This window comes from Streptacidiphilus sp. BW17, from assembly GCF_041262485.1.
Taxonomy (GTDB): domain Bacteria; phylum Actinomycetota; class Actinomycetes; order Streptomycetales; family Streptomycetaceae; genus Streptacidiphilus.
The window spans coordinates 198799-221243 of sequence record NZ_JBGCCR010000002.1; the positions used below are offsets into that span (position 1 = coordinate 198799).

Here is a 22445-nt window from a genome sequence, read left to right on the forward strand (position 1 = left end):
TGATCCCCGTGATCCCTGCTTCGAGGAACGTGCCGTGACCGCAACCGAGGTGACCACCTGGCACCTGGCCCAGCCCTCCCCCGACGCGCTCCCCGCCACGCCGGTGCCCGCGCCGGAGGGGCTGGACCTGACGGTGGTCCGGGCCGAGCTGATCGGCCCGGAGTTCGCCCGGTTCCTCTACACCGCCGTCGGCGGGGCCTGGCACTGGACCGACCGCCTCGGCTGGGACTACCGGCGGTGGGCCGACTGGCTGGCCAAGGACGGCCTGGAGACGTGGGTGGCCTGGGTCTCCGGCACGCCCGCCGGTTACGTCCAGTTGGAGCCGCACCGGGAGGAGCGTGCGGGCGAGGTCGAGGTGGCCTACTTCGGTCTGCTGCCCGCCTTCATCGGCCGGGGCCTCGGCGGCCACCTGCTCGACGTCGGGCTGCGCCGCGCCTGGGACCTGGCGGACCGTCACCTCGCGCTGCCGCCCACCCGGCGCGTCACCGTCCACACCTGCTCCCTGGACGGCCCGGCGGCACTGGGCAACTACCGGGCCCGCGGCTTCGAACTGGTCCGCACCGAGACCACGGTGCAGCCGGTCGGCGCGGTGCCGGGCCCGTGGCCGGGCTCCGGCACCGCCGCCACCACCACTGCCGCTGCCACCCCGGTCAGCTGACGCCCCACCAGGGCTGCCGCTCGGCATCCGCGCGGACGATCCGCCAGACCACCTCGATCCGGCCCTCGTCCGGATGCCGGTCCACCTCGGTGAAACCGAGCCGCGCCGGGACCGCGCCGCTGGCGTGGTTCTCACTGTCGTGGTGGATCTCGACGCGGTCCGTCCCCACCAGCGCGAACGCCGCGGCGGCCTGCGCGGCGGCGGCCATGGTCACCAGACCCTGCCCGCTCCAGTCCTGGTGGATCCAGTACCCGATCTCGAACCCGCCCGGCCCGATCCGCCGCATCATCGACGTCGACCCGACGGGCAGGCTGTTCGGGCCGTCGCCCATGATGGCGTAGTTGTACGCCTCGCCCTTCGCCCAGCCCTGGTCCGCAGCGGTCAGGTACTCGACCACGCTCTCGCGCGAGTGGGTGGCCGCCCACGGCATCCACGGCTTCAGGCGCTCCTGCGCCTCCAGGCCGATCAGGGTCAGCCGCTCGATGTCGGCGTCGACGTTCCGCCACCGGCGGAGCACGACGCGGTCATGGCGCAGGATCTCAGCAGGGTGTTCCATGCGCCGATCCTTCCGGCGCGGCCAGGCGTGAGCAACTGGTTAGCGCCGCGTCTGCCGAGCTCAGAGCTCCGGACCGTCGCCGGGTCCCTCCTGGTAGGTGTAGCGCTGTTCGCGCCAGGGGTCGCCGAGGTTGTGGTAGCCGCGCTCCTCCCAGAAGCCGCGCCGGTCCGCGGTCATGTACTCCACCGCGCGAACCCACTTGGGCCCCTTCCACGCGTAGAGCTGCGGGACGACCAGCCGGACCGGGAAGCCGTGTTCGACGGTCAGCGGCTCGTCGTTGCGGTGGGTGGCGAACACCGACGTGGTCGCCGCGAAGTCGGCGAGCCGGAGGTTGGAGCTGAAGCCGTACTCGGCCCAGACCATGACGTGGGTGACACCGGGGGCGGGCGGGACCAGGTCGAGCAGCGTGGAGGTGGCGATGCCGCCCCAGCGGTTGTCCAGCATGGAGAACCGGGTCACGCAGTGGAAATCGGCCACGACCTCCGTGCGCGGCAGCGTGGTGAACTGCTCGAAGGTCCAACTGTGCTTGGCGCCGTCGGCAGTGGCCCCGAAGATCTGGAACTCCCACGTGGCCGGCTTGAAGCGGGGAATCGGGCCGTAGTGGAGCACCGGCCACCCACGCTGGAGCCGCTGCCCCGGGGGCAGTCCGTACTGGGCCTCCAACGCTGCGGCCTGCTCGTTTTCGGACTGACCCATGGCTCAATGGTGACAGATCCAGCCAGTGGCCCGTCCCGGAGGGTCGGCGCGGGCTCGGGGTGGGCTCGGCGTGGTGAGTGTGACCTTGCTGGATTCACGGGTGGCCGAGTGGAACCATGCCTCGAAACCGGAAGCAAACCGGACGAACCACCAGAGACAGCCAGAGAAAGGGCGCGGCCATGCAGGGCGACCCCGAGGTCATCGAGTTCCTCAACGAGCAGCTCACCGCCGAACTGACCGCCATCAACCAGTACTTCCTGCACTACAAGATGCAGGAGAACTTCGGCTGGACGAAGCTCGCCCGGTTCACCCGCTCGGAGTCCATCGACGAGATGAAGCACGCCGAGGTGCTGACCGACCGGATCCTCTTCCTGGATGGGCTGCCCAACTACCAGCGCCTCTTCCACCTGCGGATCGGCCAGACGGTCGGAGAGATGTTCGAGGCCGACCGGCAGATCGAGGTCGAGGCCATCGACCGGCTCCGGCGCGGGATCGTGGTGATGCGCGCCAAGGGCGACGTCACCTCGGCCAACATCTTCGAGGACATCCTTGCCGACGAGGAGCACCACATCGACTATCTGGACACCCAGCTGGAACTGCTGCAGAAGCTGGGCGAGCCGCTCTACCTCGCGCAGCTGATCGAGCAGCCGGAGAGCTAGGCCGCTTCAGCGGCCGGAGCCGCTGCGATGCCGGGAAGCGGCAGGCCCAGCCTGGCCGCGAGGCGGGCTGTCGGGCACGGGCGGGCACCCTCGTGGCCGAGCAGCGCCTGGATCCGGCGGACGCAGGAGCCGCAGTCGGTTCCCGCCTTGCACCCCTTGGCGACCTGGCGGGGCGTCTTCGCGCCCTGCGCGATCTCCTCGCGCACCCGGTCCTCGGTGACGCCGTGACACACGCACACGTACATCGCGGATCCTCCAGGGACGGGGGCTCGATCTCGCTCGTAATGAGCTAAGGCTTACCTTACCCAGAGCCCTCCCGCAACGAAAAGGCCCCCTCGGCCGAAACCGAGGGGGCGTACGTCACACAGGGGGAGATGAACGGCTCACTGCCCCCGGTACATCTCCGCGACCAGGAACGCCAGGTCCAGCGACTGGCTGCGGTTGAGGCGCGGGTCGCAGGCCGTCTCGTAGCGCTGGTGCAGGTCGTCGACGAAGACCTCGTCGCCGCCGCCGACGCACTCGGTCACGTCGTCGCCGGTCAGCTCGACGTGGATGCCGCCCGGGTGCGTGCCGAGCGCGCGGTGCACCTCGAAGAAGCCCTTGACCTCGTCGAGCACGTCGTCGAAGCGACGCGTCTTGTGGCCGGTCTCCGCCTCGAAGGTGTTGCCGTGCATCGGGTCGCAGATCCAGGCGACCTGCGCGCCGGACGCGGTGACCTTCTCGACCAGGTTGGGCAGCAGGTCGCGGACCTTGCCCGCGCCCATCCGGGTGATGAAGGAGAGCCGGCCGGGCTCGCGGTCCGGGTCGAGCCGGTCGATCAGCGTCAGCGCGTCGTCCACCGAGGTGGTCGGGCCGAGCTTGACGCCGAGCGGGTTGCGGATCTTGGACGCGAACTCGATGTGCGCGTGGTCCAGCTGCCGGGTGCGCTCGCCGATCCAGACCATGTGGCCGGAGACGTCGTACAGGTTGCCGGTACGCGAGTCGACCCGGGTCAGCGCCGACTCGTAGTCGAGCACCAGCGCCTCGTGCGAGGAGAAGAACTCGACCGTACGGAACTCCTCCGGGTCCACCCCGCAGGCGTTCATGAAGGCGAGCGCGTTGTCGATCTCCTTGGCGAGGCGCTCGTAGCGCTGGCCCGAGGGCGAGTTGCGCACGAAGTCCTGGTTCCAGGCGTGGACCTGGCGCAGGTCGGCGTAGCCACCGGTGGTGAACGCGCGGACCAGGTTCAGCGTGGACGCGGAGGCGTGGTACATCCGCTTCAGCCGCTCCGGGTCCGGGATCCGGGACTCGGGGGTGAAGTCGAAGCCGTTGACGGAGTCGCCACGGTAGACCGGCAGGGTCACCCCGTCGCGGGTCTCGGTCGACTTCGAGCGCGGCTTGGAGTACTGGCCGGCGATCCGGCCGACCTTGACCACCGGCACGGAGGCGGCGTAGGTCAGCACGACGGCCATCTGCAGCAGCGTCTTGAGCTTGTTGCGGATGTGGTCGGCGGAGACGCCGTCGAAGGCCTCGGCGCAGTCGCCGCCCTGGAGCAGGAACGCCTCGCCGCGCGCAACGGCCCCGAGCCGGGCGCGCAGCTGGTCGCACTCGCCTGCGAAGACGAGCGGCGGATACGAGGTGAGGTCCGCAAGCACGTTGCGCAGAGCCTCGGAATCCGGCCATTCGGGCTGCTGCGCCGCGGGAAGGGACAGCCAGGAGAAGTCCTGGGCGTGGGTGTCAACGTTCACGGTCACGCAGCAAGGCTACGTGGTCACGCAGACGATCCGGGCGCGCTGCCCGATTACTGAGACACGTGGTGGACACAGGACGCGCGCAGGACGCGCGCACCGCGTCCCGCTCCCCGATCGCGGCCGGTGTCCGCTAGGCTCTCCCCCGTGAACACGCAGTCGCACACCTACTCCTGGTGGTGGACCGTCCCCGAGGCGGCCCACTAGCGCGCGTACCCACGCAGACTTCACGGCCGCCCCTCGGGGCGGCCGTTCCCGTCTCACGACGGACTGCGAGCAGCCTCCCCCGAGAGCGGTCCCCCGACCCGACTCCGGCAGGAAGGCCCCTCGTGACCGGCACCGATGCACCCGGCAACGCACCCGCCAGCTCACCCGCCAGCTCCCGGTCCGCCTCGCTGATCCGCAGGCTGACCGAGGGCGGCGAGCCGTTCGCCCTGCTCCACCGCCGCACGCCGCGGCTCGCGCCCCACACGGTCGAGCTGCTCCTCGGCGAGGTCGGCGACTACGACACGCTGGCCGGGCTGCCGCTGCCGGAGGGGGTGCCCGCGTCCGGGCGACCCGTCCACGACCTGCTGGCGCTGGTCCCCTACCGCCAGATCCGCGAGCGCGGCTTCGAGGCCCACGACGACGGCACCCCGCTGCGGGCGCTGCGCGTACGCGAGTCGTACGCCCTGCCGCTGGCAGAGGTGCGTGCGGCGCTGGCGGCACTGCCGGACCAGCGGGTCGAACTGCGCGACGGCGGCTTCGACGTGGACGACGCCGCCTACGCGGAGATCGTGCGCCGGGTGGTCGCCGACGAGATCGGCCGCGGCGAGGGCGCCAACTTCGTGATCCGCCGCGACTTCACCGGCACGCTCGACGGCTTCTCCCCCGGACTGGCGCTGACGCTGTTCCGACGGCTGCTGGAGCAGGAGCGCGGCGCGTACTGGACCTTCCTCGTGCACACGGGAGACAGGGTGCTGGTGGGCGCCAGCCCCGAGGTCCATGTGCGGCAGAACGCGGGGACGGTGGTGATGAACCCGATCTCCGGCACCTACCGCTATCCGGCCGAGGGCCCGTCGCTCGACTCGCTGCTGGCATTCCTGCACGACCCCAAGGAGCTCGAGGAGCTCACCATGGTCGTGGACGAGGAACTGAAGATGATGTGCACCGTAGGCGACCTGGGCGGCCAGGTGCTCGGGCCGCGCCTTACGGAGATGTCCCGGCTCGCGCACACCGAGTACGAGCTGCGCGGACGCACCTCGCTCGACGTGCGCGAGGTGCTGCGCGAGACCATGTTCGCGGCCACGGTGACCGGCAGCCCGGTGGAGAACGCGACGCGGGTGATCAGCCGTCACGAGCCCACCGGACGCGGCTACTACGCGGGGGCGTTGGCCCTGATCGGCCGGACCGCGCTCGGCGGCCAGACCCTGGACTCCCCGATCCTGATCCGCACCGCGGACATCGACCCCGCGACCGGCCGACTGGCCGTCCGGGTCGGCGCGACACTGGTCCGACGCTCGGACCCGGAGTCGGAGGTCGCCGAGACGCACGCCAAGGCAGCCGGCGTGCTGGCCGCGATCGGCGCGCTGCCGGCCCGTCCGCGACGGGCGGGCGCATCCGCGGCGTCCGTGACCGCGCCGCTGCTGGCGGAGAACCACCGGGTCCAGACGGCGCTGAACGCACGGCGGACCAACCTCTCGCCGTTCTGGCTGACCATGCAGACGCATGCCACTGACTCGGGTTCCGGGAGCCACGCCCTGGTCATCGACGGCGAGGACACCTTCACCTCGATGCTGGCCCACCTGCTGCGCTCCCTCGGCCACCGGGTCACCGTCCGCCGCTGGGACGTACCGGGGCTGGAGGAGGCGGTGGCCGCGCACGACGGACCACTGGTCCTCGGCCCGGGCCCCGGCGACCCGGCCGACGACGACCCGAAGATGAACGCGATGCGCGCGCTGGTCGCCCGACTGGTCGCCACCGGACGGCCGCAGGGCTTCCTCGCGGTCTGTCTCAGCCACCAACTCCTCTGCACGGCACTGGGCCTTTCCGTGCACCGGAAGGCGACGCCGTACCAGGGTGCGCAGGAGCGGATCGAGCTGTTCGGCCGGGAGCAGACGGTCGGCTTCTACAACACGTTCACCGCGCGCTGCGACGACGCCACGGCGGAGGCACTGGCCGCACGCGGCATCGAGGTGAGCCGCGACCCGCTGACCGGCGACGTCCACGCACTGCGCGGCCCCGGCTTCGCGGGCCTCCAGTTCCACCCGGAGTCGGTGCTGACACTGGACGGCGTCGGGATCGTCCGGGAGCTGACCGACGCACTGCGCCCGCTGTCCGCCTGAGCCGCGACCGGGCCCGGACCCGGGCCTGGACCCGAACCCGTCAACTGCGCGGACCCGCCGGCGGCAGAGCCGTCAGCGGCAGGGCCGCGGCGGGTTCGGGTCGAGGTCGCGCATCCGGTCGGCCAGGGCCGCGAACGCGTCCGGGCCCATGGGCGCGACCACGCGCTCCCGCAGCGCCGCCGCCAGGGCCAGGGCGGCGGCCATGGCCACCTCCTGGCCCTTCCCGGTGAGCACGGCGAGCACCACGCGTCGGTCGGTGGGCGACGGCTGACGGCTGATCAGGCCTGCCTCGCTGAGCCGATCGGCGACCTTGGTGGTGCCGGCGGTGGTGAAGTTCAGCGTCGCGGCGAGCTGGTTCATCGGTGCGGACTGCTCGGTCGTCGAGGTCAGCAGGTACCAGAGCACCTGGAACTCCGAGGGCGCTATGCCCGCCTGGCGGTCGACGTCCGCGAGCAGCTCGTCCGTGAGGCGCCGGAAGCCGGACTGGAGGGTGTTCCACTGGTCCAGCAGCCGGAGGTCCGCCTCGCCGGGGCAGCCCGAGTCGTGGTCCGGAACCTTCCGCTCCGCCATCGCCCGCATCCTCCCTCGTCAGCGACCTGCTCTTGCACAGATTAGCAACACTGGCTATCGTGCAACCAGTTATTGTCTAACTAGCTACTGAGTATCCAGCTATCCAATACTCGGCCAGGTATCCGGTGAGGCTAGCCATCCAGCGAAGGGACTGCTCCGATGCCCGCCACCACCCCCACCAGCGCAACGAATGCCGCCGCCGCCCTGAAGGCGTTGCCCGCCGGCACCTACCGACTGGAGCCCGGCACCTCCGAGATCCGGTTCCGCCACAAGACGATGTGGGGCCTGGTCACCGTCAAGGGCCAGTTCGCCGGCTTCTCCGGCGCGGGCGAGATACCCGCCGACGGCGCCGCCTCGGGCACGCTGACCATCGACGCGGCCTCGCTGGACACCAAGAACGCCAAGCGCGACGAGCACCTGCGCCACTCGGACTTCTTCGAGGTCGAGCGTCACCCGGAGCTGGTCTTCCGGGCCACCGAGGCCCGCCCGCAGGCGGACGGCACGGTGGCGGTCACCGGCACCCTCACCGTCCACGGGGTCACCGAACCGCTGGCGCTCACCGCCACCGTCACCGGCCACAGCCCGGACTCGGTCACCCTGACCGCACACACCGAGATCGACCGCGACCGATTCGGCCTGGGCTGGAACAAGGGCAACATGCTCAAGGGACTCACGTCGGTCGACGTCACCGTCACCTACAAGCACGCCTGAGGGTCATGAGCGCCTGAGGGTCAAGCGCGTCTGAGGGCCTCCCGCGAACGGGGGTTCACGCCTCCTCGTCGAGCCCCGCTTCGATCGCGTAGCGGACCAGCTCGACCCGGTTGTGCAACTGGAGCTTGCCGAGGGTGTTCTGGACATGGTTCTGGACCGTGCGCGGCGAGAGCACCAGCCGGTCGGCGATCTGCTTGTACGGCAGGCCCTTGGCCACCAGCCGCAGCACCTCCGTCTCCCGCTCCGTCAGTTTGGGGACGGCCGGGGCGGGCTTGCCTGCGGGCGCGGGCTCGGCGGCGAGGCGGCGGAACTCGCCCAGCACCAGCCCGGCCAGGCCGGGCGTGAAGACCGCGTCGCCCTGGGCGGTGCGGCGGACCGCCTCCAGCAGCTCCTCGCGACTGGCGGACTTCACCAGGTAGCCGGTCGCACCGGACTTGACCGCCTCCAGCACGTCGCCGTGCTCACCGCTGGCGGAGAGCACCAGGACGCGGGGCGCCACCTCGGACGCCATCAGCTGGCGGCAGACCTCGACGCCGGGGCGGTCCGGCAGGTTGAGGTCGAGCACCACCACGGCGGGCTGGACCGCCCGGCCGCGCTGCACCGCCTCGCGGGCGTCGCCCGCGGTGGCCACCACGTCGAAGCCCGCGTCCGCGAGATCGCGCGCGACGGCGTCACGCCACATCGGGTGGTCGTCGACCACCATGACCCGGATCGCCTCGGTCACCGCTTCGACTCCTGCCTGCTTCCGTTCCGTTGCCCCGGGGCCCGCTTGGGCACCCGCAGCTCGACCTCCGTGCCCTGGCCGGGGACCGAGAAGATCTCCGCCGTGCCGCCCAGATCGCGCAATCGGCCGCGGATCGACTGGGAGACCCCGAGCCGTCCCTCGCGCTCGGCCTCGCCCAGTCGCGCCGGTTCAAAACCTGGTCCCTCGTCCCGGACGCTGACGACGACGGCGTCCGGCTCGTCCTCGACCAGGATCCAGGCGAGCGCCTGCTCGCCCACGTGCTTGGTGACGTTGTCGAGCGCCGCGCCGACGGCCGCGCCCAGCTCTCCGGCCGCGTGCTCGGGCAGCAGCACCGGCGTGCCGGGCTGAGCCACGGTCACCCGGGGGCTGGTCAGCGGGGCCAGCAGCATGCGCAGGTCCTGCGGCACGTCCGGGTCGCCGGACGACGCGCCCGGCGCACCCGGGGTCGCGCGGCGGCGGTCCTGGAGCGGCACCGAGGCGCTCAGCGGGCCGGACGACGCGGCCGTCGCGGCGGCCGAGGCGGACGGCGAAGCGGTGATCGCAGGCATCGGGTTGTTGAGCCCCTGCGCGATCAGCAGCCGCAGCGCGCTCTCCTGCTCCCCGGCCAGCGCGGCGATCTCGCCGGCCTCGCCGCCGATCTCCGCGCCACGCCGCTTGACCAGCGCCAGCACCTGGAGCACACCGTCGTGGATGTCCCGGGCCAGCCGCTCCCGCTCGCGCGTCGCCGCCTGGATCTCCAGGGCGCGGGCCAGCGTCTCCTCGCTCTTGCGGGCCACCTCGACGACGAAGCCGATGGCCACGCAGGAGAGCATGAGCAGCACGATGTTGTGGACGTTGGACGAGGTCGGGCCGTTGGCCTCGATGATGTTCGCGATGCCGACCACCAGGCCGGCCACGGCCGCGGGGATCCAGCCGCCGTAGACGGCGAAGCCCAGCACCATCCCGGCGGCGCGGATGGTCGGCAGTGTCACGTCCCCGCCGACGACCCAGGCCCAGCCGTCGAAGACCCGGGTCAGCAGGATGCCTGCCACCACCAGCACGCCGTCCGTCAGCAGCCAGGGCCAGCCGCAGCGCTGCTTGGTGGAGAAGACCTTGACGGTGCCGAAGGTCCACACGGTCAGCACGAGGAGATAGAGCCACGCGCCGACCTGGTCGGTGTAGTGCTGCTCGTGCTCGGCGTAACGGCCTATGGCGTAGAGGAGGGTGAGGATCCGGAACGCGCCGATGGCGGTCCAGAGCGGCTGCTCCACGGAGAAGGATCCGCCGGCCGCCCCTGCCGCACCTCTCGTGCCGGCCGTCGCTGCCGTACCTGTCGTGCCTGCCGTCCCCGCCGTGTCTCCCGGCTTGCGGCCGAAGCCGGGACGTATGCCCCCGAGCACGCTGTCTCCCCCTACGACTCTTCCGTCTTGTCCTGCTTGTCCTGCTGGGTCTGCTTGTCCTGCTCGGTCTGCTTGTCGTGCTGGGCCGCCTGCTTGGCCTGCTTCTTCGCGTCCTGGAGCTGACGCTTGGCGGCGGTGGCGTAGATGTCCACGTACTCCTGGCCGGAGAGCCGCATGATCTCGTACATCACCTCGTCCGTGACCGAGCGCAGGATGAACCGGTCGTTCTCCATGCCGTGGTAGCGGGAGAAGTCCATCGGCCGGCCGATCCGGATCCCCGGACGGACGCCCAGCTTGGGCAGCACCTGGCCGGGCGGCTGCAGCTTCTCGGTGTCGATCATCGCGACCGGGATCACCGGCGCACCCGTCGCCAGCGCGATCCGGGCCACGCCACCGACCTTGCCGCGGTAGAGGCGACCGTCCGGAGAGCGGGTGCCCTCCGGGTAGACGCCGAAGAGCTCACCGCGCTTGACGACCTCGATCCCGCTGCGGATCGCGGCCTCGCCCGCACCGCGCGCGCCCGAGCGGTCGACCGGCAGCTGTCCGACGCCCTTGAAGAAGGCAGCCGTCAACTTGCCCTTGAGCCCCGTCCCGGTGAAGTACTCGGACTTGGCGATGAAGGTCACCCGGCGTCGCGGGATCATCGCGGGCAGGAAGAAGGAGTCGGAGAACGAGAGGTGGTTGCTGGCCAGAATGGCCGGGCCCTCCTCGGGGATGTTCTCCATCCCCTCGACCCACGGACGGAAGAAGATCTTCAACATCGGGGTGACGATCATCTTCATGAACCGGTAGAACAACCCTGGACCTCCATACTCACCTGACCACGGAGAACCTTAGTCGCGTTTGCGGAAAAGTCCCCCCTCGGCGGGCCACCCCCTGCCCGGAGCGGCGCCACGGGAACACAGGCGCTGTACGGCTGCGTTGCGGACATGGGACGATGACAGCTACTGCCGCGTAGGCCGTTTCGGAAGGACCACAGATGCCGCTGCTGCCCGGCGCCGAGCCGTACCGCCACCACGGCGGCCCGGTGGGAGTCCTGGTGTGCCATGGGTTCACCGGCTCACCCGTGTCGATGCGCCCCTGGGCCGAGCGCGCCGCCGCCGAGGGTTACAGCGTCTCGCTTCCGCTGCTCCCCGGGCACGGCACCCACTGGCGGGACCTCAACACCACGCGCTGGCAGGACTGGTACGCGACGGTCGAACGCGGCTACCTGGAGCTCGCCGAGGAGTGCGACCAGGTCTTCGTCTTCGGTCTCTCCATGGGCGGCCTGCTCGCCCTCCACCTGGCCGCCCAGCAGGGCGCCGGCGTCAGCGGACTCGTGCTGGTCAACCCGCTGGTCCGGATGCCCGGACAGACGCACGTGGCGCTGCCGGTGGCGCGCCACCTGGTGCCGAGCCTGCCCGGGATCACCAGCGACATCGCCAAGCCCGGTGTGGACGAGGGCGGTTACACCCGCACCCCGCTGCACGCCGCGTGGTCGATGAAGCAGCTGACGAAGATCGTCCAGGCCGAGCTCCCGACAGTCACCCAGCCGCTTCTGCTCTTCCGCAGCCCGCAGGACAACGTGGTGCCGCCGCCCAGCGGCAAGCTCCTGCTGGAACGGGTCGGCAGCACGGACCTGGAGGAACGGCTGCTGGAGCGCAGCTACCACGTCGCCACGCTGGACTACGACGCCGAGACGATCTTCGACGGCAGCGTCGACTTCGTCCGTCGGCTCACCGTCCCCGTCACGAAGGGCTGAGGCGCGATGGCGGAGGAGCGGGACGCGTCCGGTACCGACGGCAGCGAGGCGGGCCGGTCCGACGACGAGCTGTTCGCGGAGCTTGTGGCCGGGTTCGACGAGCCGGTGGCCCAGGAGGAGCGCAGCTGGCCGGAGTCGGAGGACCTCACCGAGAACGATCTGTCCGGTTTCACGCCGCAGCCGCGGCCCCGCCCGGTGATCGAGCCGGTGATCCGGGCGCTGCCGGTGGTCCCGGCGGTACCGCCGGTCGACCCGCGCGCCTGGAGCCCGGCGGAGGACCCGGACGAGGACCACTACGTCCCGCCGGACCCGCGCGACCTGCCCAAGGCGGAGGCGCCGACCCGGATGGCACTGCTGTCTTTGATCGGCGGCACCATCCTGGCGCTGCTGGGCGGCTTCGGCCAACTGCCGGGCATGGCCACCTTCCTGGGCGTGGCCTTCGCGGCGGGCGGCGTGGTGACGCTGGTCGCCCGGATGAAGGACTCGGAGGACGACGACCACGACCGCGACGACCCGAACCACGGCGCGGTGGTCTGAGCCGCCGTCAGGAAGGTTCTGGGGCAGTGAGGTTGGGGGGCAGTGAGGTTGCGGGGCAGGGACGTTCCGGGTCAGGGATGTCCCGGTGCGCGAACCTCCCGGCTCAGGACAGCCGCAGCGCGGCCACGACCGGGAGGTGGTCGGTGGCCAGCGCCAGGTCCTTGCCGCGCAGGCCGGGGAACCCCTCCCCTACCGCGCCGCAGCCGAGGACCTCGACCTCCGGCGTGGTGAAGACGGCGTCGATGCGCCGGGACGGGTTCGCGGACGGATAGCTGTACTCGTCCCCCCAGGGCCGCGTCGCCCAGCCGTCCTGCAGCCGGGAGCCGAGCAGCTCCCAACCGGGTTCGCCGGGCCGCTCGTTGACGTCACCGCCGACGATCGAGTGGGCGACGCCCCGTCGGTCGAGGTGGTCGAGGTGGTCGAGCAGCAGCCCACACTGGCGACGGCGCTCGTCGCGGTCCAGCGAGAGGTGACAGCTCGTCAGCGAGAAGGGCCGGGCCGAGCCGAGGCGGACCACGGTGGTCGCGAAGCCCCGCTGGTGCAGCCCGGGTGTGCGCGGCAGCAGCACGTCGTGGACGGAGAGCGGCAGGGCGCGCAGGCGGCCGAGCAGCAGCGGCCCTGCGGCGCTCTTGCCGCCGCCGAGCACCAGCAGTCCGGTCGACCGGGCCAGCCAACCCGCCTGCGGGCGGGGGAACCAGAAGCGCGGGGACTCCTGGAGGCAGACCAGGTCCGGCTCCAGCGCCCGCAGCACCCGGACCACAGCGGTGCGGTCGTCGCGCAGGGAGCGGATGTTCCAGCTCACCACCCGGACGATCTCCGAGCCGTCCGGCTGCGCTCCGGACGTCGGAAGCTCCCAGCTCCCGGTGGTCGGTGCGGACGGTACCGTCGGTGCGGTCGCTTCGGCCATGCACCGAGTCTGACGGCTCAGTCCTGACGGGCGAGGTCCGCCGCGCCGATGATGCCGGCGGCCGAGCCGATGGTGGCCAGCACGACCTCGGCACGCGGCCGGTGGACGCCCCCGATCAGGTACTTCTCGAAGGCCTTGGCGACCGGGTCGAGCAGCAGCCGACCGGAGTCGGAGACGCCGCCGCCGAGGACGAAGACCGCCGGGTCGAAGAGCGAGGCCAGATCGGACAGGCCCCGACCGAGCCAGTCAGCCAGCTCGTCGTAGACGTCGAGGGCCAGCGGGTCGCCCTCGTGCGCGGCCTGGGTGATCTGGCTGCCGGTGATGGTCTCGGCGACGCCCTCGTTCAGTTCGAGAAGCCGCTTGCCGCGCACCGGGTCGGCTGCCGCCGCCTCGCGGCCGTAGCGGCGCAGGGCACGGCCGGAGCCGTACTGCTCCCAGCAGCCCTTGGAGCCGCAGCCGCAGGGCAGGCCGTCGGGAACCATGTTGAGGTGGCCGATCTCGCCCGCGACACCGAAGCTGCCACGGTGCATCCGGCCGTCGATGACGATGCCGCCGCCGATGCCCGTGCCCACGGTCACCATCACCATGTCCGGGTGGCTGGCCGCCGCGCCGAAGCGGAACTCGCCCCAGGCCGCCGCGTTGGCGTCGTTCTCGATCACGGTGGGGAGGTGGACCAGGTCCTCGATCCGGGCCTTGAGCGGCTCGTTCTCCCAGGCGATGTTCGGGGCCATCAGCACCGTGGAGCGGTTCCGGTCGATGTAGCCGGGGGCGCCGACGCCGACGGCGGTGACGTCGTGCTCATGGCGCAGTTCCTTTACGGCGTCTGCGATCGCACCGACGGCCCACTGCGGATCGGCGGGCGTGGGCACGCGGGTGCGCGCCAGGATCGTCCCGTTCTCGTCCACGACACCGGCTGCGATCTTGGTGCCGCCGACATCCACGCCGATGGTCAGTCCCATGTGTCCCTCAGTCTTCGGTGGTTCCCCGCTGGGCGGTACCGTACCCGGCCACGGGGGGCCGGGTACACACCTTTGCGTACATTAGCCGAAGACAGGTTGCGATGGTTGAGCCGGGCGGGTTCAGAAGTCGTAGGCACTGAGTCAGTCAGGTCCAGACCGCGGTCCAGACCAGTTCGGCCCAAAGCTCAGCCCAGGGCTCAGTCCAGGTCGATGTGCTCCGAGTCGCTCTTCTTCGGCGCGGACCAGCGGCGTTCGGAGGCTGAAACCGCCGCGCGGTAGGCCGCGATCAGCTCGCCGCCGGCCGCCAGCAGGTGACCGTAGACGGCGGGGCTCTTGCTGCGCAGCGGTGCGGCGAGGTTCTGCAGCACCTCCATCGGATCCGCGCCACCGCTGCTCACGGAGCTGACCTTGTCACCGACGGCGGAGGCGAACTTGCGCACCTCGTCGACCAACGGCCCGAGGTCGCCCGCGAAGGGGAAGTCCGCCGCCGACTCCTTCTGCGCGCCGTCCGCCTTCTCGTCGACCTCGCCGTCGACCGGGACGGGCCCGTGTTCTGCGGTGCTGTCGGCGGCGCTGCTGTCGGCGGCGCTGCCGGGGACGGCCTCGACGTCCGGCTCGGCCCAGCTGTCGTCGCGCTCCTGGTCGGTCAGGTGCTGCTCGGCCACCGCCTCCGCCCACACATCCTCGATGCGACCGTTCTCAGCGGCGCTGCTGTCGTCGGCACTGGTCATCGTGCTGCTCCTTCGTGGGCGCGGCGATCCTTCTGCCTCCGACGCTACCCGAGCGAGGCGGGCCAGAGGGATGGGTCGGGTGCGAATCGCACGGTCAGCACACCGTCCCGCAGCGCCGCGCCCGCGACCGTGCAGCGGCGCAGCGCGGACGGCAGTAGCACCGCGCGGCGGTAACAGCCGACGCCGAGGGTGAGTTCGTCGCCGCGGCGGACCAGTTCCAGGTCGCCGCGCTCCCCACCGGGCAGCGGGATGTGCCAGACCAGGACGCGCTCGGGGGTGCCCAGCCGGTCCTCGACGCGCCAGTCGGCGGCCGCACGTGCGGGGGTGTCGGTCCAGGTCACCAGGGCGGCCGGCTCGGCCAGTTCGCCGAGGTCGACCCGCTCGGGCTCCCGCCCGAGGTCCGGCACGGAGTGGACCGGGACGTCCCAGGCGGCGCGCAGCAGGTCGAGCTCGCCGCTGTCACGGTCCACCGACGGGCGGTCCACCGAGGTGCGGTCCACCGGCACCCGGTTCACCAGCAGCGACTCCAGCGGCAGCTGATGCAGCGCCAACCCGGCGCGGGCGCGCAGCAGTTCGGCTCGCGCCCGGGGACCGGCGGGCGGCGCGGTGACCAGCCGGATGCCGGTTCCCGGCGCACGCAGCACCGCGCGGATGTCGGCCAGCTCGGCGGAGGCCCAGGCGCGCGCCTCGAAGAGCCACTGCGACGGCATCGGCACGCCCGCCAGCCCGGCCAGCACCGGCCGCAGCGCACGGGCCGCCTGACGCTCGTCGGGCAGCAGCCGGGCCAGGTAGGCGTCGAGCTGCTCGGGCAGCGCGAGCGCGGCGACCAGTTGCGCGACCGGCGGCGCGTCGACGACGACCAGGTCGAACGAGTCCGAACGCCCGTAGCTGCGCAGCAGGTCGAGCAGCGCCAGGTGGGACGCACCCGGCAGGGCGGTCAGCTCCTCGGGCTCCAACGGCTCCACGCCGAGCAGGTCGAAGAGTCCCTTGGCGCGCTCCAGCAGCCGCACTCCGGCCGCGCGGAACGCCGTCTGTTCGTCGAGCCGCAGCGCGAACAGGCCCGGCTCGAAGGCGATCCGCAGCGGTTCGGGGCCGAGCCGGTGACCCAGCAGTCCGTCGACGGACCGGTGCGGGTCGTCCGCCGCGACGAGCAGCACCCGCTCGCCCGACTCGGCCGCCAGCGCGGCGGTGGCCGCCGCCAGCGTGCTGCGCCCGGCGCCTCCCGCGCCGCTGACCAGGACGAGCCGAGGCGCCATCAGCTCTCGACGCGCTTCTTCAGCCCGGCCAGCGCGCGGTCGATGATGACCTTCTCGGCCTTGCGCTTGATCATGCCCAGCATCGGGATCTTGACGTCGACCGCGAGCTGGTAGGTGACCTCGGTCTTGTCCCCCGTCGGCGTGAGCGTGTAGGAGCCGTCCAGCGACTTGAGCATCTGGCTCTTGACGAGGGTCCAGCTGACCTTGCGGTCGCCGTCCCAGGTGTAGGCGAGGGTGTGGTCGTCCTTGATCGCGCCCGCGTCCAGCAGCAGCCGGACCTCCTCGGCGCGGCCGTCGGTGCCCTGGCGGATGACCTCGATCTCCTTGACCTCGCCCGTCCACGCCGGATACGCCGCGAAGTCCGCGATCACCGCCATGACCTGGGCCGGGGTCGCCTCGATCGTGGTGCTCGACCTGGTGTGCTCCGCCATCGGATGGCCTCCGCCTCTCGCCCTGCTGCTGTCACGGCCGGTGTGTACATCCCGCCGATGAGAGGCTATCGCGTCCGGGCCCCTCTTCAGTTGTCGAGCACTGCCGGTTGCCGGGCACCGCCAGACGTCGCGCACGGTCAACCGCTGAGTACGGTCACACGTCGAGGACCCAGGGGCGTCCGGTCGCGTTGAAGTGGCCGACATTGACGCATTCGGTCCTGCCGATCCGCAGCCGTCGCCGCAACGGCTGGTGGACGTGACCGAAGAGCGCGTACGCGGGCTGCGTCTCGTGGATCGCCTGCAGCACCGCCTCGCTGCCGCGCTCGAAACGGCGGGCCACCACGTCGTAGGTCAGCTCCGGTACGGCGGGCGGGACATGGGTGCAGAGCACGTCGACCCGGCCGAGCGCGGCGACCTTGGCCGCGTACTCCTCCTCCGGGATCTCGAACGGCGTCCGCATCGGAGTCGGCAGACCGCCGCCGACGAAGCCGAAGCGCAGCCCACCGATCTCGGCGGTCTGCCCGTCCAGCACGGTGACCCCGTCGCGGGCGAACTCCGGCCAGAGGCCGGGCAGGTCGACGTTGCCGTAGGTGGCGTAGGTCGGGGCCGGGAAGGCGGCGAAGAGCTCGGCGTACTGACGGCGGACCGCCCCCTCGATCGCCGTGCGCCGGTCCATCCGCAGCCCGGACCAGAGCTCGGCGGAGAGCGCCCGCGCCTCCTCGAACCGGCGCTCGTTGCGCAGCCCGACCAGTCGCGTGGCGTTCTCCGCGCCGAAGAGGTCGGGGAAGATCCCGCGGGTGTGGTCCGCGTAGTCGAGGAAGAGGATCAGGTCCCCGAGGCACACCAGAGCGTCAGCGCCCTCCCCGGCGCGCGCCAGGGCCTCGCTGTTGCCGTGCACGTCACTGACCACATGGACCCGCATGACCACCACAGTAACCAGCCCCTAGGCTGGTCCGAGTGTGACCCTGGAAACATATTGGCTGGTACACCTATGCCGGAGTAACTACCTGCCAGTAACGTCCTGGCGTCCCTGCAGCGTCGCCGTGACAGCGCGCTGGGTTCCGCCCAGGTCAGCGCTTCGAGATCGAGGAGCAGCTTTGCGCGAGTTCAGCCTTCCGGCCCTCTACCAGGTGCCGAGTGGCGGCGACCTCACCGATCCGATCCACCGCAACGCGGCGCAGTATCGGGACCTGCCGCTGGTCGCCCGCAAGGACGACAGCGGCGCCTGGGAGGATCGCACCGCGGCCCAGTTCCTGTCCGAGGTACGGGCGGTGGCCAAGGGCCTGATCGCCTCCGGCGTCGGCCTCGGCGACCGGGTCGCGGTGATGTCGCGCACCCGCTACGAGTGGACACTGCTGGACTTCGCCATCTGGTGCGCGGGTGCGGTCACCGTGCCCGTCTACGAGACCTCCTCGGCCGAGCAGGTCGAGTGGATCCTCGGCAACTCCGGCGCGGTCGCCTGTATCGCCGAACTCCCCCGCCACGAGGCCGTGATCGGCGAGGTGCGGGACCGGCTGCGGGACCTGAAGCAGGTCTGGCAGCTGGAGGCCGGCGGTCTGACCGACCTGGTCCGGGCCGGTGTGGACGTCCCCGACGCCGCGATCGAGGAGCGCCGGGCCGCGCTCGGCCCCGACTCGGTGGCCACCATCGTCTACACCTCCGGCACCACCGGCCGTCCCAAGGGCTGCATGCTCACCCACGCCAACTTCATGGCGGAGCTGGGCAACATCACGACCCGGCTGCGGCCGCTCTTCCAGCCCGGCGAGTCCTCGGTCCTGCTGTTCCTGCCGCAGGCGCACGTGCTCGGCCGGATCGCGGAGATCGCTGCGGCGATGGCGCCGATCCGGATCGGCCACGTCCCGGACATCAAGGAGGTCACCGCGGAGCTGGCCTCGTTCCGGCCGACGCTGATCCTGGGCGTCCCGCGGGTCTTCGAGAAGGTCTACAACGCGGCCAGAGCGAAGGCACAGAGCGAGGGCAAGGGCAAGATCTTCGACCGCGCCGCGGAGACGGCGATCGCCTACAGCCGCGCCCTGGACACCCGTTCCGGCGCGAGCCTCGGCCTGAAGCTGCGTCACAAGATGTTCGACGCGCTGGTCTACAGCAAGCTCCGCAACGCGCTGGGCGGCCGGGCCACCCACGCCATCTCCGGCGGCGCCCCGCTGGGCGAGCGGCTGGGCCACTTCTACCGCGGCATCGGCTTCACCGTCCTGGAGGGCTACGGCCTGACCGAGACCTGCGCGGCCACCGCCTTCAACCCCCACGACGAGCCGCGCATCGGCACCGTCGGCCAGCCCCTGCCGGGTTCGGCCGCGCGCATCGCGGACGACGGCGAGATCCTGCTCAAGGGCCCGCAGATCTTCGCGGGCTACTGGGACAACCCGGAGGCCACCGCCGAGGCCCTGCACGACGGTTGGTTCGCCACCGGCGACATCGGCACGCTGGACGCCGACGGCTACCTCAGCATCACCGGCCGCAAGAAGGAGATCATCGTCACGGCCGGTGGCAAGAACGTCGCCCCCGCGGTGATCGAGGACCGCATCCGGGCCCACCCGATCATCGCCGAGTGCATGGTCGTCGGCGACCGCAGGCCGTTCATCGCGGCCCTGATCACCATCGACGAGGAGTTCTTCCCGGCCTGGAAGCAGCTGCACGGCAAGCCGGCGTCGGCGACGGTCTCCGAGCTGAAGGACGACGCGGACCTGCGCGAGGCGGTCCAGGCGGCGATCGACGACGGCAACGCCGCGGTGTCGCACGCGGAGGCGGTGAAGAAGTTCGCGATCCTGGACACGGTGCTGTCGGAGGACTCCGGGCACCTGACGCCGTCGATGAAGCTGAAGCGCGCCGTCGTGATGAAGGACTACGCCGCGGACGTCGAGGATCTGTACGCGCGGTAGTCCGGAAAAACCGAAAGGGCGTGGGGCTCGCTGGAATGCGAGCCCTGCGCCCTTTCAAGCTTTTGGGGTAAATCAGACTCAGTGGCTGGTCTGCACCGAGGTGAGGTGGGTCAGCGGCGAAAGCGGCAGCGCGGTGACCACGGACTCGACAGCACCGAGGACATTGCCGACACCCACGTGAACGCCGACACCCGCGACGCCGACGGAAATGTTGGCGAGACCACCGGCGACCTGGTCCAGCTCGCTGTCGGAGAGCTCGGCCGTCTCGATCTGCGACCCGGTGTTGTTGCGCATGATTCTCTCTTCTCTTCAGCAGTGCGGAACAGCCATGTGGAACCCGTTCCGCACTCTCTACGCGTCTCGACGGGCACTGGGTTACACCCCTCGAAGGAATTTCCGAGTGACGCCGGTCACACGTGGCCGGCAGCCACCTTGTCCAGCCGGACCACCAGCCCGGCGGCGTCCCGGCGGACGGCGAAGAGCTGGTCGGCACCCGTCGTCGGCGCCACGACGCCCGGCGCCAGGCCCCAGTTCTGCGTGGGGCCGCTGGGCACCAGCTGTCCCTGGACGCAGGCGACCGGGGTCGCCGAGAGCAGTGCACCGGGGGTGCTCAACGTCCGCAGCAGGACCAGGATTTCGCCCTGCGGGGCGGCAAGGCACGCAGCCGCTCCGGTCGGGGCCGACGACGTCGGGTGCGCGGTGGCCCGCGACGATGCGGTGGCCGTCGGGCTCGCGCTGACGGGAGAGGAGGACGGAGCGGTCGCGGGCGCTGTCGCACCGTTCCGGCCTCCGGCGGCCGTCGGCGAGGCGGATGCCTGCGGAACGCCGGAGACGACGGGGGCCACGCTCGGCGCGGGCGCGCTGTGCTCCTGCGGGGTGGCGTGGCCGCCGCCGGCCAGGGCATACGCGGTGGCACCCGCCAGCAGCGCCCCGACAGCAGCCGCGGGCACCACGGCCAGTCGGGTGCGCCGACCGCGGCGCCCGGCCAACGCCCGCAGCCCCGTTCCGCTCAGCGGCGGAGGGCCGGCGGCGCTGTCGGCAAGCCGGTGCAACGCGCGGCGCAGGTCACCGTCGTGTGGGAGGTCACCGTCGTGTCGGAGGTGGTCGTCGTGTCGGAGGTCGTCGCCCATCATGCCTTCAGGTCCGTCAAGTCCGTGAGATCGCCGGTCAGATGCCGGGCGAGTGACGCGCGGGCGCGGGAGAGGCGGACCTTGACGGTACCCACCGGCGCACCCGTCTGTTCGGCGACCTCGACGACGGGGAGGTCGCAGAGGTAGTGCAGGACAACCACTCGGCGCTGCTCCTCGGGAATCTTGCGCAGCGCCTCCACCAGCGCGGCGTGCTCCGGCTCCGGTCCGGCCTGCGCCGCCGGGGTGCCGTGGCGGACCAGCGCGGACACGTAACTGCGCGCCCGCCGCCACCGGCTGACGGCGAGTCGCCAGGCCACCGTCCTGACCCAGGCCTCCGGCGCCCCGGAGGCGGACAGCTCGTCGCGCCGCTTCCAGGCGCGCACGTACGCCTCCTGGACGACGTCCTGCGCCTCGGCCAGATCCCCGGTCATCACGTACAGCTGGCCGACCAGCCGCGACCAGCTCGCGGCGTAGAACTCGTCGAACTCCTCAGGCGACAAGCGCTCCCGCTCCCTGGTTCGGCCGGCACGGGGAGACCAGCGGGAGTCCGCACATCAAGCAGAGGTCTGAGCATTTCACGAGACATCATCTGATCACAGGAGCGACAGCATCCGGATCGGCGATCGTGAAAATTCCGGGGAGATAAAGGACTGACTTAGAGCAGTCCCTCGAGCCGCTCCGCGAGCAAATCCCAGCGCCAGGCCTCCTCGACCCATTTCCGCCCCGCCGCTCCCATTCGCGCGCGCAATCCCTCGTCGCCCAGAAGAAGAATCAGCCGCTCCGCGAGAGCGTCCAGATCACGGCCCCCGACGACATATCCCGTCTCGCCCTCCTGCACCGCGTCCGGCGCACCGCCGCTGTCACCGGCGACGACCGGCAGCCCGGTCGCGGACGCCTCCAGATAGACGATGCCCAGGCCCTCGACGTCGAGCCCGCCCCGGCGGGTCCGGCACGGCATGGCGTAGACGTCGCCCGCGCCGTAGTGCGCGGGCAGCTCCTCCCAGGGGACCGCGCCGGTGAAGCGGACCGAGGCCGAGACGCCCGTCTCCGCCGCCAGTTTCGTCAGGTCCTCCCGGTACGGGCCGCCGCCCACGATCAGCAGGACCGCCTCGGGGAAAGCCTTCAGCACCCGGGGCCAGCTGCGGATCAGCGTGTCCTGGCCCTTGCGCCGGACCAGGCGCGAGACGCAGACGACCACCGGACGGTCCGCCAGCCCGAGCCGGGCACGGACCGCGTCGCCGCCCGAGGCGGGGTGGAAGGTCTTCTCGTCGACGCCCGGCGGCAGCTGGACCATCCGGGCCGCCGCCTGCGGGCCGACTGCCGACGCGATCCGGGAGCGGGTGTACTCGCCGAGGTAGGTGAGCGTATCGGTGCCCGCGCCGATCCGGCGCAGCAACTGGCGGGAGCCGGGGAGCTGCGCCCAGGCCGCCTCGTGGCCGTGGGTCATCCCGAGCAGTTTCGAAGCCCCCGCGCGACGCAGCGCCGGGGCCATCAGGCCGAGCGGCGCCGCCGCACCGAACCAGACGGACGAGCAACCGTGGGCGCGCAGCAGCTCCGCCGCCCGTCGGGTGACCCTCGGCGTCGGCAGCAGCATGGTGGTCCGGTCCCGGATCACCTCGAACGGCTGTTCCGCGTCGAACGCGCGCACCTCGGTCCCGTCGCGCCAGGTGGAGGCGTAGACCACGACCTGGTCGGCGGGAAGCCGGACGGCCATGTTGTGCACGAAGGTCTGGATGCCGCCCTGGCGCGGGGGAAAGTCGTTGGTGACGATGAGGGTCTTGTTCACGCGTGCGGTTCCTCGGTCCGGGGAGGGCTGATCCGTACGATAGGG

General features: G+C 71.5%; 25 protein-coding genes. 7 read left to right on the forward strand and 18 right to left on the reverse strand.

All coding sequences use genetic code 11. The features are described 5' to 3' along the window. The first annotated feature begins 34 nt into the window (after window positions 1-34). The gene (locus ABH940_RS02965) at window positions 35-658 is read left to right on the forward strand and encodes a GNAT family N-acetyltransferase (RefSeq protein ID WP_370064735.1); all 624 of its coding nucleotides are present in this window, start codon (window positions 35-37) and stop codon (window positions 656-658) included. On the opposite strand, the gene ABH940_RS02970 is transcribed toward ABH940_RS02965, so the two are convergent. Together ABH940_RS02970 and ABH940_RS02975 are read right to left on the reverse strand one after the other, a co-directional pair. After that, entirely contained in the window at window positions 651-1214 is a 564-nt protein-coding gene (locus ABH940_RS02970) for a GNAT family N-acetyltransferase (protein WP_370064737.1), read from the reverse strand. The two genes, ABH940_RS02965 and ABH940_RS02970, sit on opposite strands and share 8 nt — an antisense overlap. 60 nt (window positions 1215-1274) lie before the next feature. After that, complete coding sequence (locus ABH940_RS02975) at window positions 1275-1910, reverse strand: sulfite oxidase-like oxidoreductase (RefSeq protein WP_370064739.1); 636 nt, start codon at window positions 1908-1910, stop codon at window positions 1275-1277. A 179-nt stretch (window positions 1911-2089) separates the two neighbouring features. Here ABH940_RS02975 and bfr point away from each other — a divergent pair, with 179 nt between their 5' ends. Further along, window positions 2090-2569 carry a bacterioferritin gene (bfr, locus tag ABH940_RS02980; RefSeq protein ID WP_370064741.1) on the forward strand — a complete coding sequence of 160 codons (480 nt, stop codon included), beginning with the start codon at window positions 2090-2092 and terminating at the stop codon, window positions 2567-2569. Here bfr and ABH940_RS02985 read toward each other — a convergent pair. Both ABH940_RS02985 and ABH940_RS02990 read right to left on the reverse strand, forming a co-directional pair. After that, window positions 2566-2814, reverse strand: coding sequence for a bacterioferritin-associated ferredoxin (locus ABH940_RS02985; RefSeq protein ID WP_370064743.1), 249 nt, complete (start codon window positions 2812-2814; stop codon window positions 2566-2568). The two genes, bfr and ABH940_RS02985, sit on opposite strands and share 4 nt — an antisense overlap. 138 nt (window positions 2815-2952) lie before the next feature. Next, entirely contained in the window at window positions 2953-4302 is a 1350-nt protein-coding gene (locus tag ABH940_RS02990; RefSeq protein ID WP_370064745.1) for a class II 3-deoxy-7-phosphoheptulonate synthase, read from the reverse strand. Window positions 4303-4625: 323 nt separating this feature from the next. On the opposite strand from ABH940_RS02990, the gene ABH940_RS02995 reads away from it, so the two are divergent. After that, the gene (locus ABH940_RS02995) at window positions 4626-6620 is read left to right on the forward strand and encodes an anthranilate synthase family protein (protein ID WP_370064747.1); all 1995 of its coding nucleotides are present in this window, start codon (window positions 4626-4628) and stop codon (window positions 6618-6620) included. 72 nt (window positions 6621-6692) lie between these two features. Here the strand turns inward: ABH940_RS02995 and ABH940_RS03000 are convergent, their stop codons facing one another. Further along, window positions 6693-7190 (reverse strand): MarR family winged helix-turn-helix transcriptional regulator, encoded by a 498-nt coding sequence (locus ABH940_RS03000; RefSeq protein WP_370064749.1) that lies wholly within the window; start codon window positions 7188-7190, stop codon window positions 6693-6695. Window positions 7191-7349: 159 nt separating this feature from the next. Here ABH940_RS03000 and ABH940_RS03005 point away from each other — a divergent pair, with 159 nt between their 5' ends. Continuing rightward, on the forward strand, window positions 7350-7901 hold the full coding sequence (locus ABH940_RS03005; RefSeq protein WP_370064751.1) for a YceI family protein: 552 nt from the start codon (window positions 7350-7352) through the stop codon (window positions 7899-7901). A gap of 55 nt (window positions 7902-7956) precedes the next feature. Here the strand turns inward: ABH940_RS03005 and ABH940_RS03010 are convergent, their stop codons facing one another. From ABH940_RS03010 to ABH940_RS03020, 3 genes are all read right to left on the reverse strand, one after another. Beyond that, window positions 7957-8604 carry a response regulator gene (locus tag ABH940_RS03010; RefSeq protein WP_370065020.1) on the reverse strand — a complete coding sequence of 216 codons (648 nt, stop codon included), beginning with the start codon at window positions 8602-8604 and terminating at the stop codon, window positions 7957-7959. A 17-nt stretch (window positions 8605-8621) separates the two neighbouring features. Next, window positions 8622-9896, reverse strand: a complete 1275-nt coding sequence (gene macS, locus ABH940_RS03015; RefSeq protein WP_370064753.1) for a MacS family sensor histidine kinase — start codon at window positions 9894-9896, stop codon at window positions 8622-8624. 140 nt (window positions 9897-10036) lie between these two features. Continuing rightward, complete coding sequence (locus ABH940_RS03020) at window positions 10037-10807, reverse strand: lysophospholipid acyltransferase family protein (protein ID WP_370065022.1); 771 nt, start codon at window positions 10805-10807, stop codon at window positions 10037-10039. A 197-nt stretch (window positions 10808-11004) separates the two neighbouring features. On the opposite strand from ABH940_RS03020, the gene ABH940_RS03025 reads away from it, so the two are divergent. Together ABH940_RS03025 and ABH940_RS03030 are read left to right on the forward strand one after the other, a co-directional pair. Next, on the forward strand, window positions 11005-11766 hold the full coding sequence (locus ABH940_RS03025; RefSeq protein WP_370064755.1) for an alpha/beta hydrolase: 762 nt from the start codon (window positions 11005-11007) through the stop codon (window positions 11764-11766). A gap of 6 nt (window positions 11767-11772) precedes the next feature. Then, on the forward strand, window positions 11773-12303 hold the full coding sequence (locus ABH940_RS03030) for a hypothetical protein (RefSeq protein WP_370064757.1): 531 nt from the start codon (window positions 11773-11775) through the stop codon (window positions 12301-12303). Window positions 12304-12406: 103 nt separating this feature from the next. On the opposite strand, the gene ABH940_RS03035 is transcribed toward ABH940_RS03030, so the two are convergent. The 6 genes from ABH940_RS03035 to ABH940_RS03060 form a co-directional block, all read right to left on the reverse strand. Beyond that, a complete protein-coding gene (locus tag ABH940_RS03035; protein WP_370104152.1) occupies window positions 12407-13210 on the reverse strand; it encodes an endonuclease/exonuclease/phosphatase family protein in 804 nt (267 codons plus the stop codon). Window positions 13211-13227: 17 nt separating this feature from the next. Next, window positions 13228-14169 carry an ROK family glucokinase gene (locus ABH940_RS03040; protein WP_370064762.1) on the reverse strand — a complete coding sequence of 314 codons (942 nt, stop codon included), beginning with the start codon at window positions 14167-14169 and terminating at the stop codon, window positions 13228-13230. Window positions 14170-14366: 197 nt separating this feature from the next. Continuing rightward, entirely contained in the window at window positions 14367-14900 is a 534-nt protein-coding gene (locus tag ABH940_RS03045; RefSeq protein WP_370104154.1) for a DUF5304 family protein, read from the reverse strand. Window positions 14901-14944: 44 nt separating this feature from the next. Next, a complete protein-coding gene (locus ABH940_RS03050; RefSeq protein WP_370104156.1) occupies window positions 14945-16156 on the reverse strand; it encodes an ArsA family ATPase in 1212 nt (403 codons plus the stop codon). After that, window positions 16156-16587 (reverse strand): SRPBCC family protein, encoded by a 432-nt coding sequence (locus tag ABH940_RS03055; RefSeq protein WP_370064768.1) that lies wholly within the window; start codon window positions 16585-16587, stop codon window positions 16156-16158. Before ABH940_RS03055 ends, ABH940_RS03050 begins: the two co-directional genes overlap by 1 nt. Window positions 16588-16741: 154 nt before the next feature. Further along, a complete protein-coding gene (locus ABH940_RS03060; RefSeq protein WP_370064770.1) occupies window positions 16742-17509 on the reverse strand; it encodes a metallophosphoesterase in 768 nt (255 codons plus the stop codon). 175 nt (window positions 17510-17684) lie between these two features. Between ABH940_RS03060 and ABH940_RS03065 the strand changes: the two genes are divergently transcribed. Beyond that, on the forward strand, window positions 17685-19484 hold the full coding sequence (locus ABH940_RS03065) for a long-chain fatty acid--CoA ligase (RefSeq protein WP_370064772.1): 1800 nt from the start codon (window positions 17685-17687) through the stop codon (window positions 19482-19484). Window positions 19485-19562: 78 nt separating this feature from the next. Here ABH940_RS03065 and ABH940_RS03070 read toward each other — a convergent pair whose 3' ends face one another. The 4 genes from ABH940_RS03070 to ABH940_RS03085 all read right to left on the reverse strand — a co-directional run bounded on the left by ABH940_RS03070 (window position 19563) and on the right by ABH940_RS03085 (window position 22400). Next, window positions 19563-19778: a hypothetical protein gene (locus ABH940_RS03070; protein ID WP_370064774.1), complete on the reverse strand. Its 216-nt coding sequence runs from the start codon at window positions 19776-19778 to the stop codon at window positions 19563-19565. Window positions 19779-19894: 116 nt separating this feature from the next. Next, window positions 19895-20617, reverse strand: coding sequence for a hypothetical protein (locus tag ABH940_RS03075; protein ID WP_370104158.1), 723 nt, complete (start codon window positions 20615-20617; stop codon window positions 19895-19897). Further along, window positions 20614-21114, reverse strand: a complete 501-nt coding sequence (locus tag ABH940_RS03080) for a SigE family RNA polymerase sigma factor (RefSeq protein WP_370064778.1) — start codon at window positions 21112-21114, stop codon at window positions 20614-20616. The genes ABH940_RS03075 and ABH940_RS03080 overlap by 4 nt, the downstream gene beginning before the upstream one ends. A gap of 155 nt (window positions 21115-21269) precedes the next feature. Further along, window positions 21270-22400: a glycosyltransferase family 4 protein gene (locus ABH940_RS03085; RefSeq protein ID WP_370064780.1), complete on the reverse strand. Its 1131-nt coding sequence runs from the start codon at window positions 22398-22400 to the stop codon at window positions 21270-21272. Window positions 22401-22445: the final 45 nt, after the last annotated feature.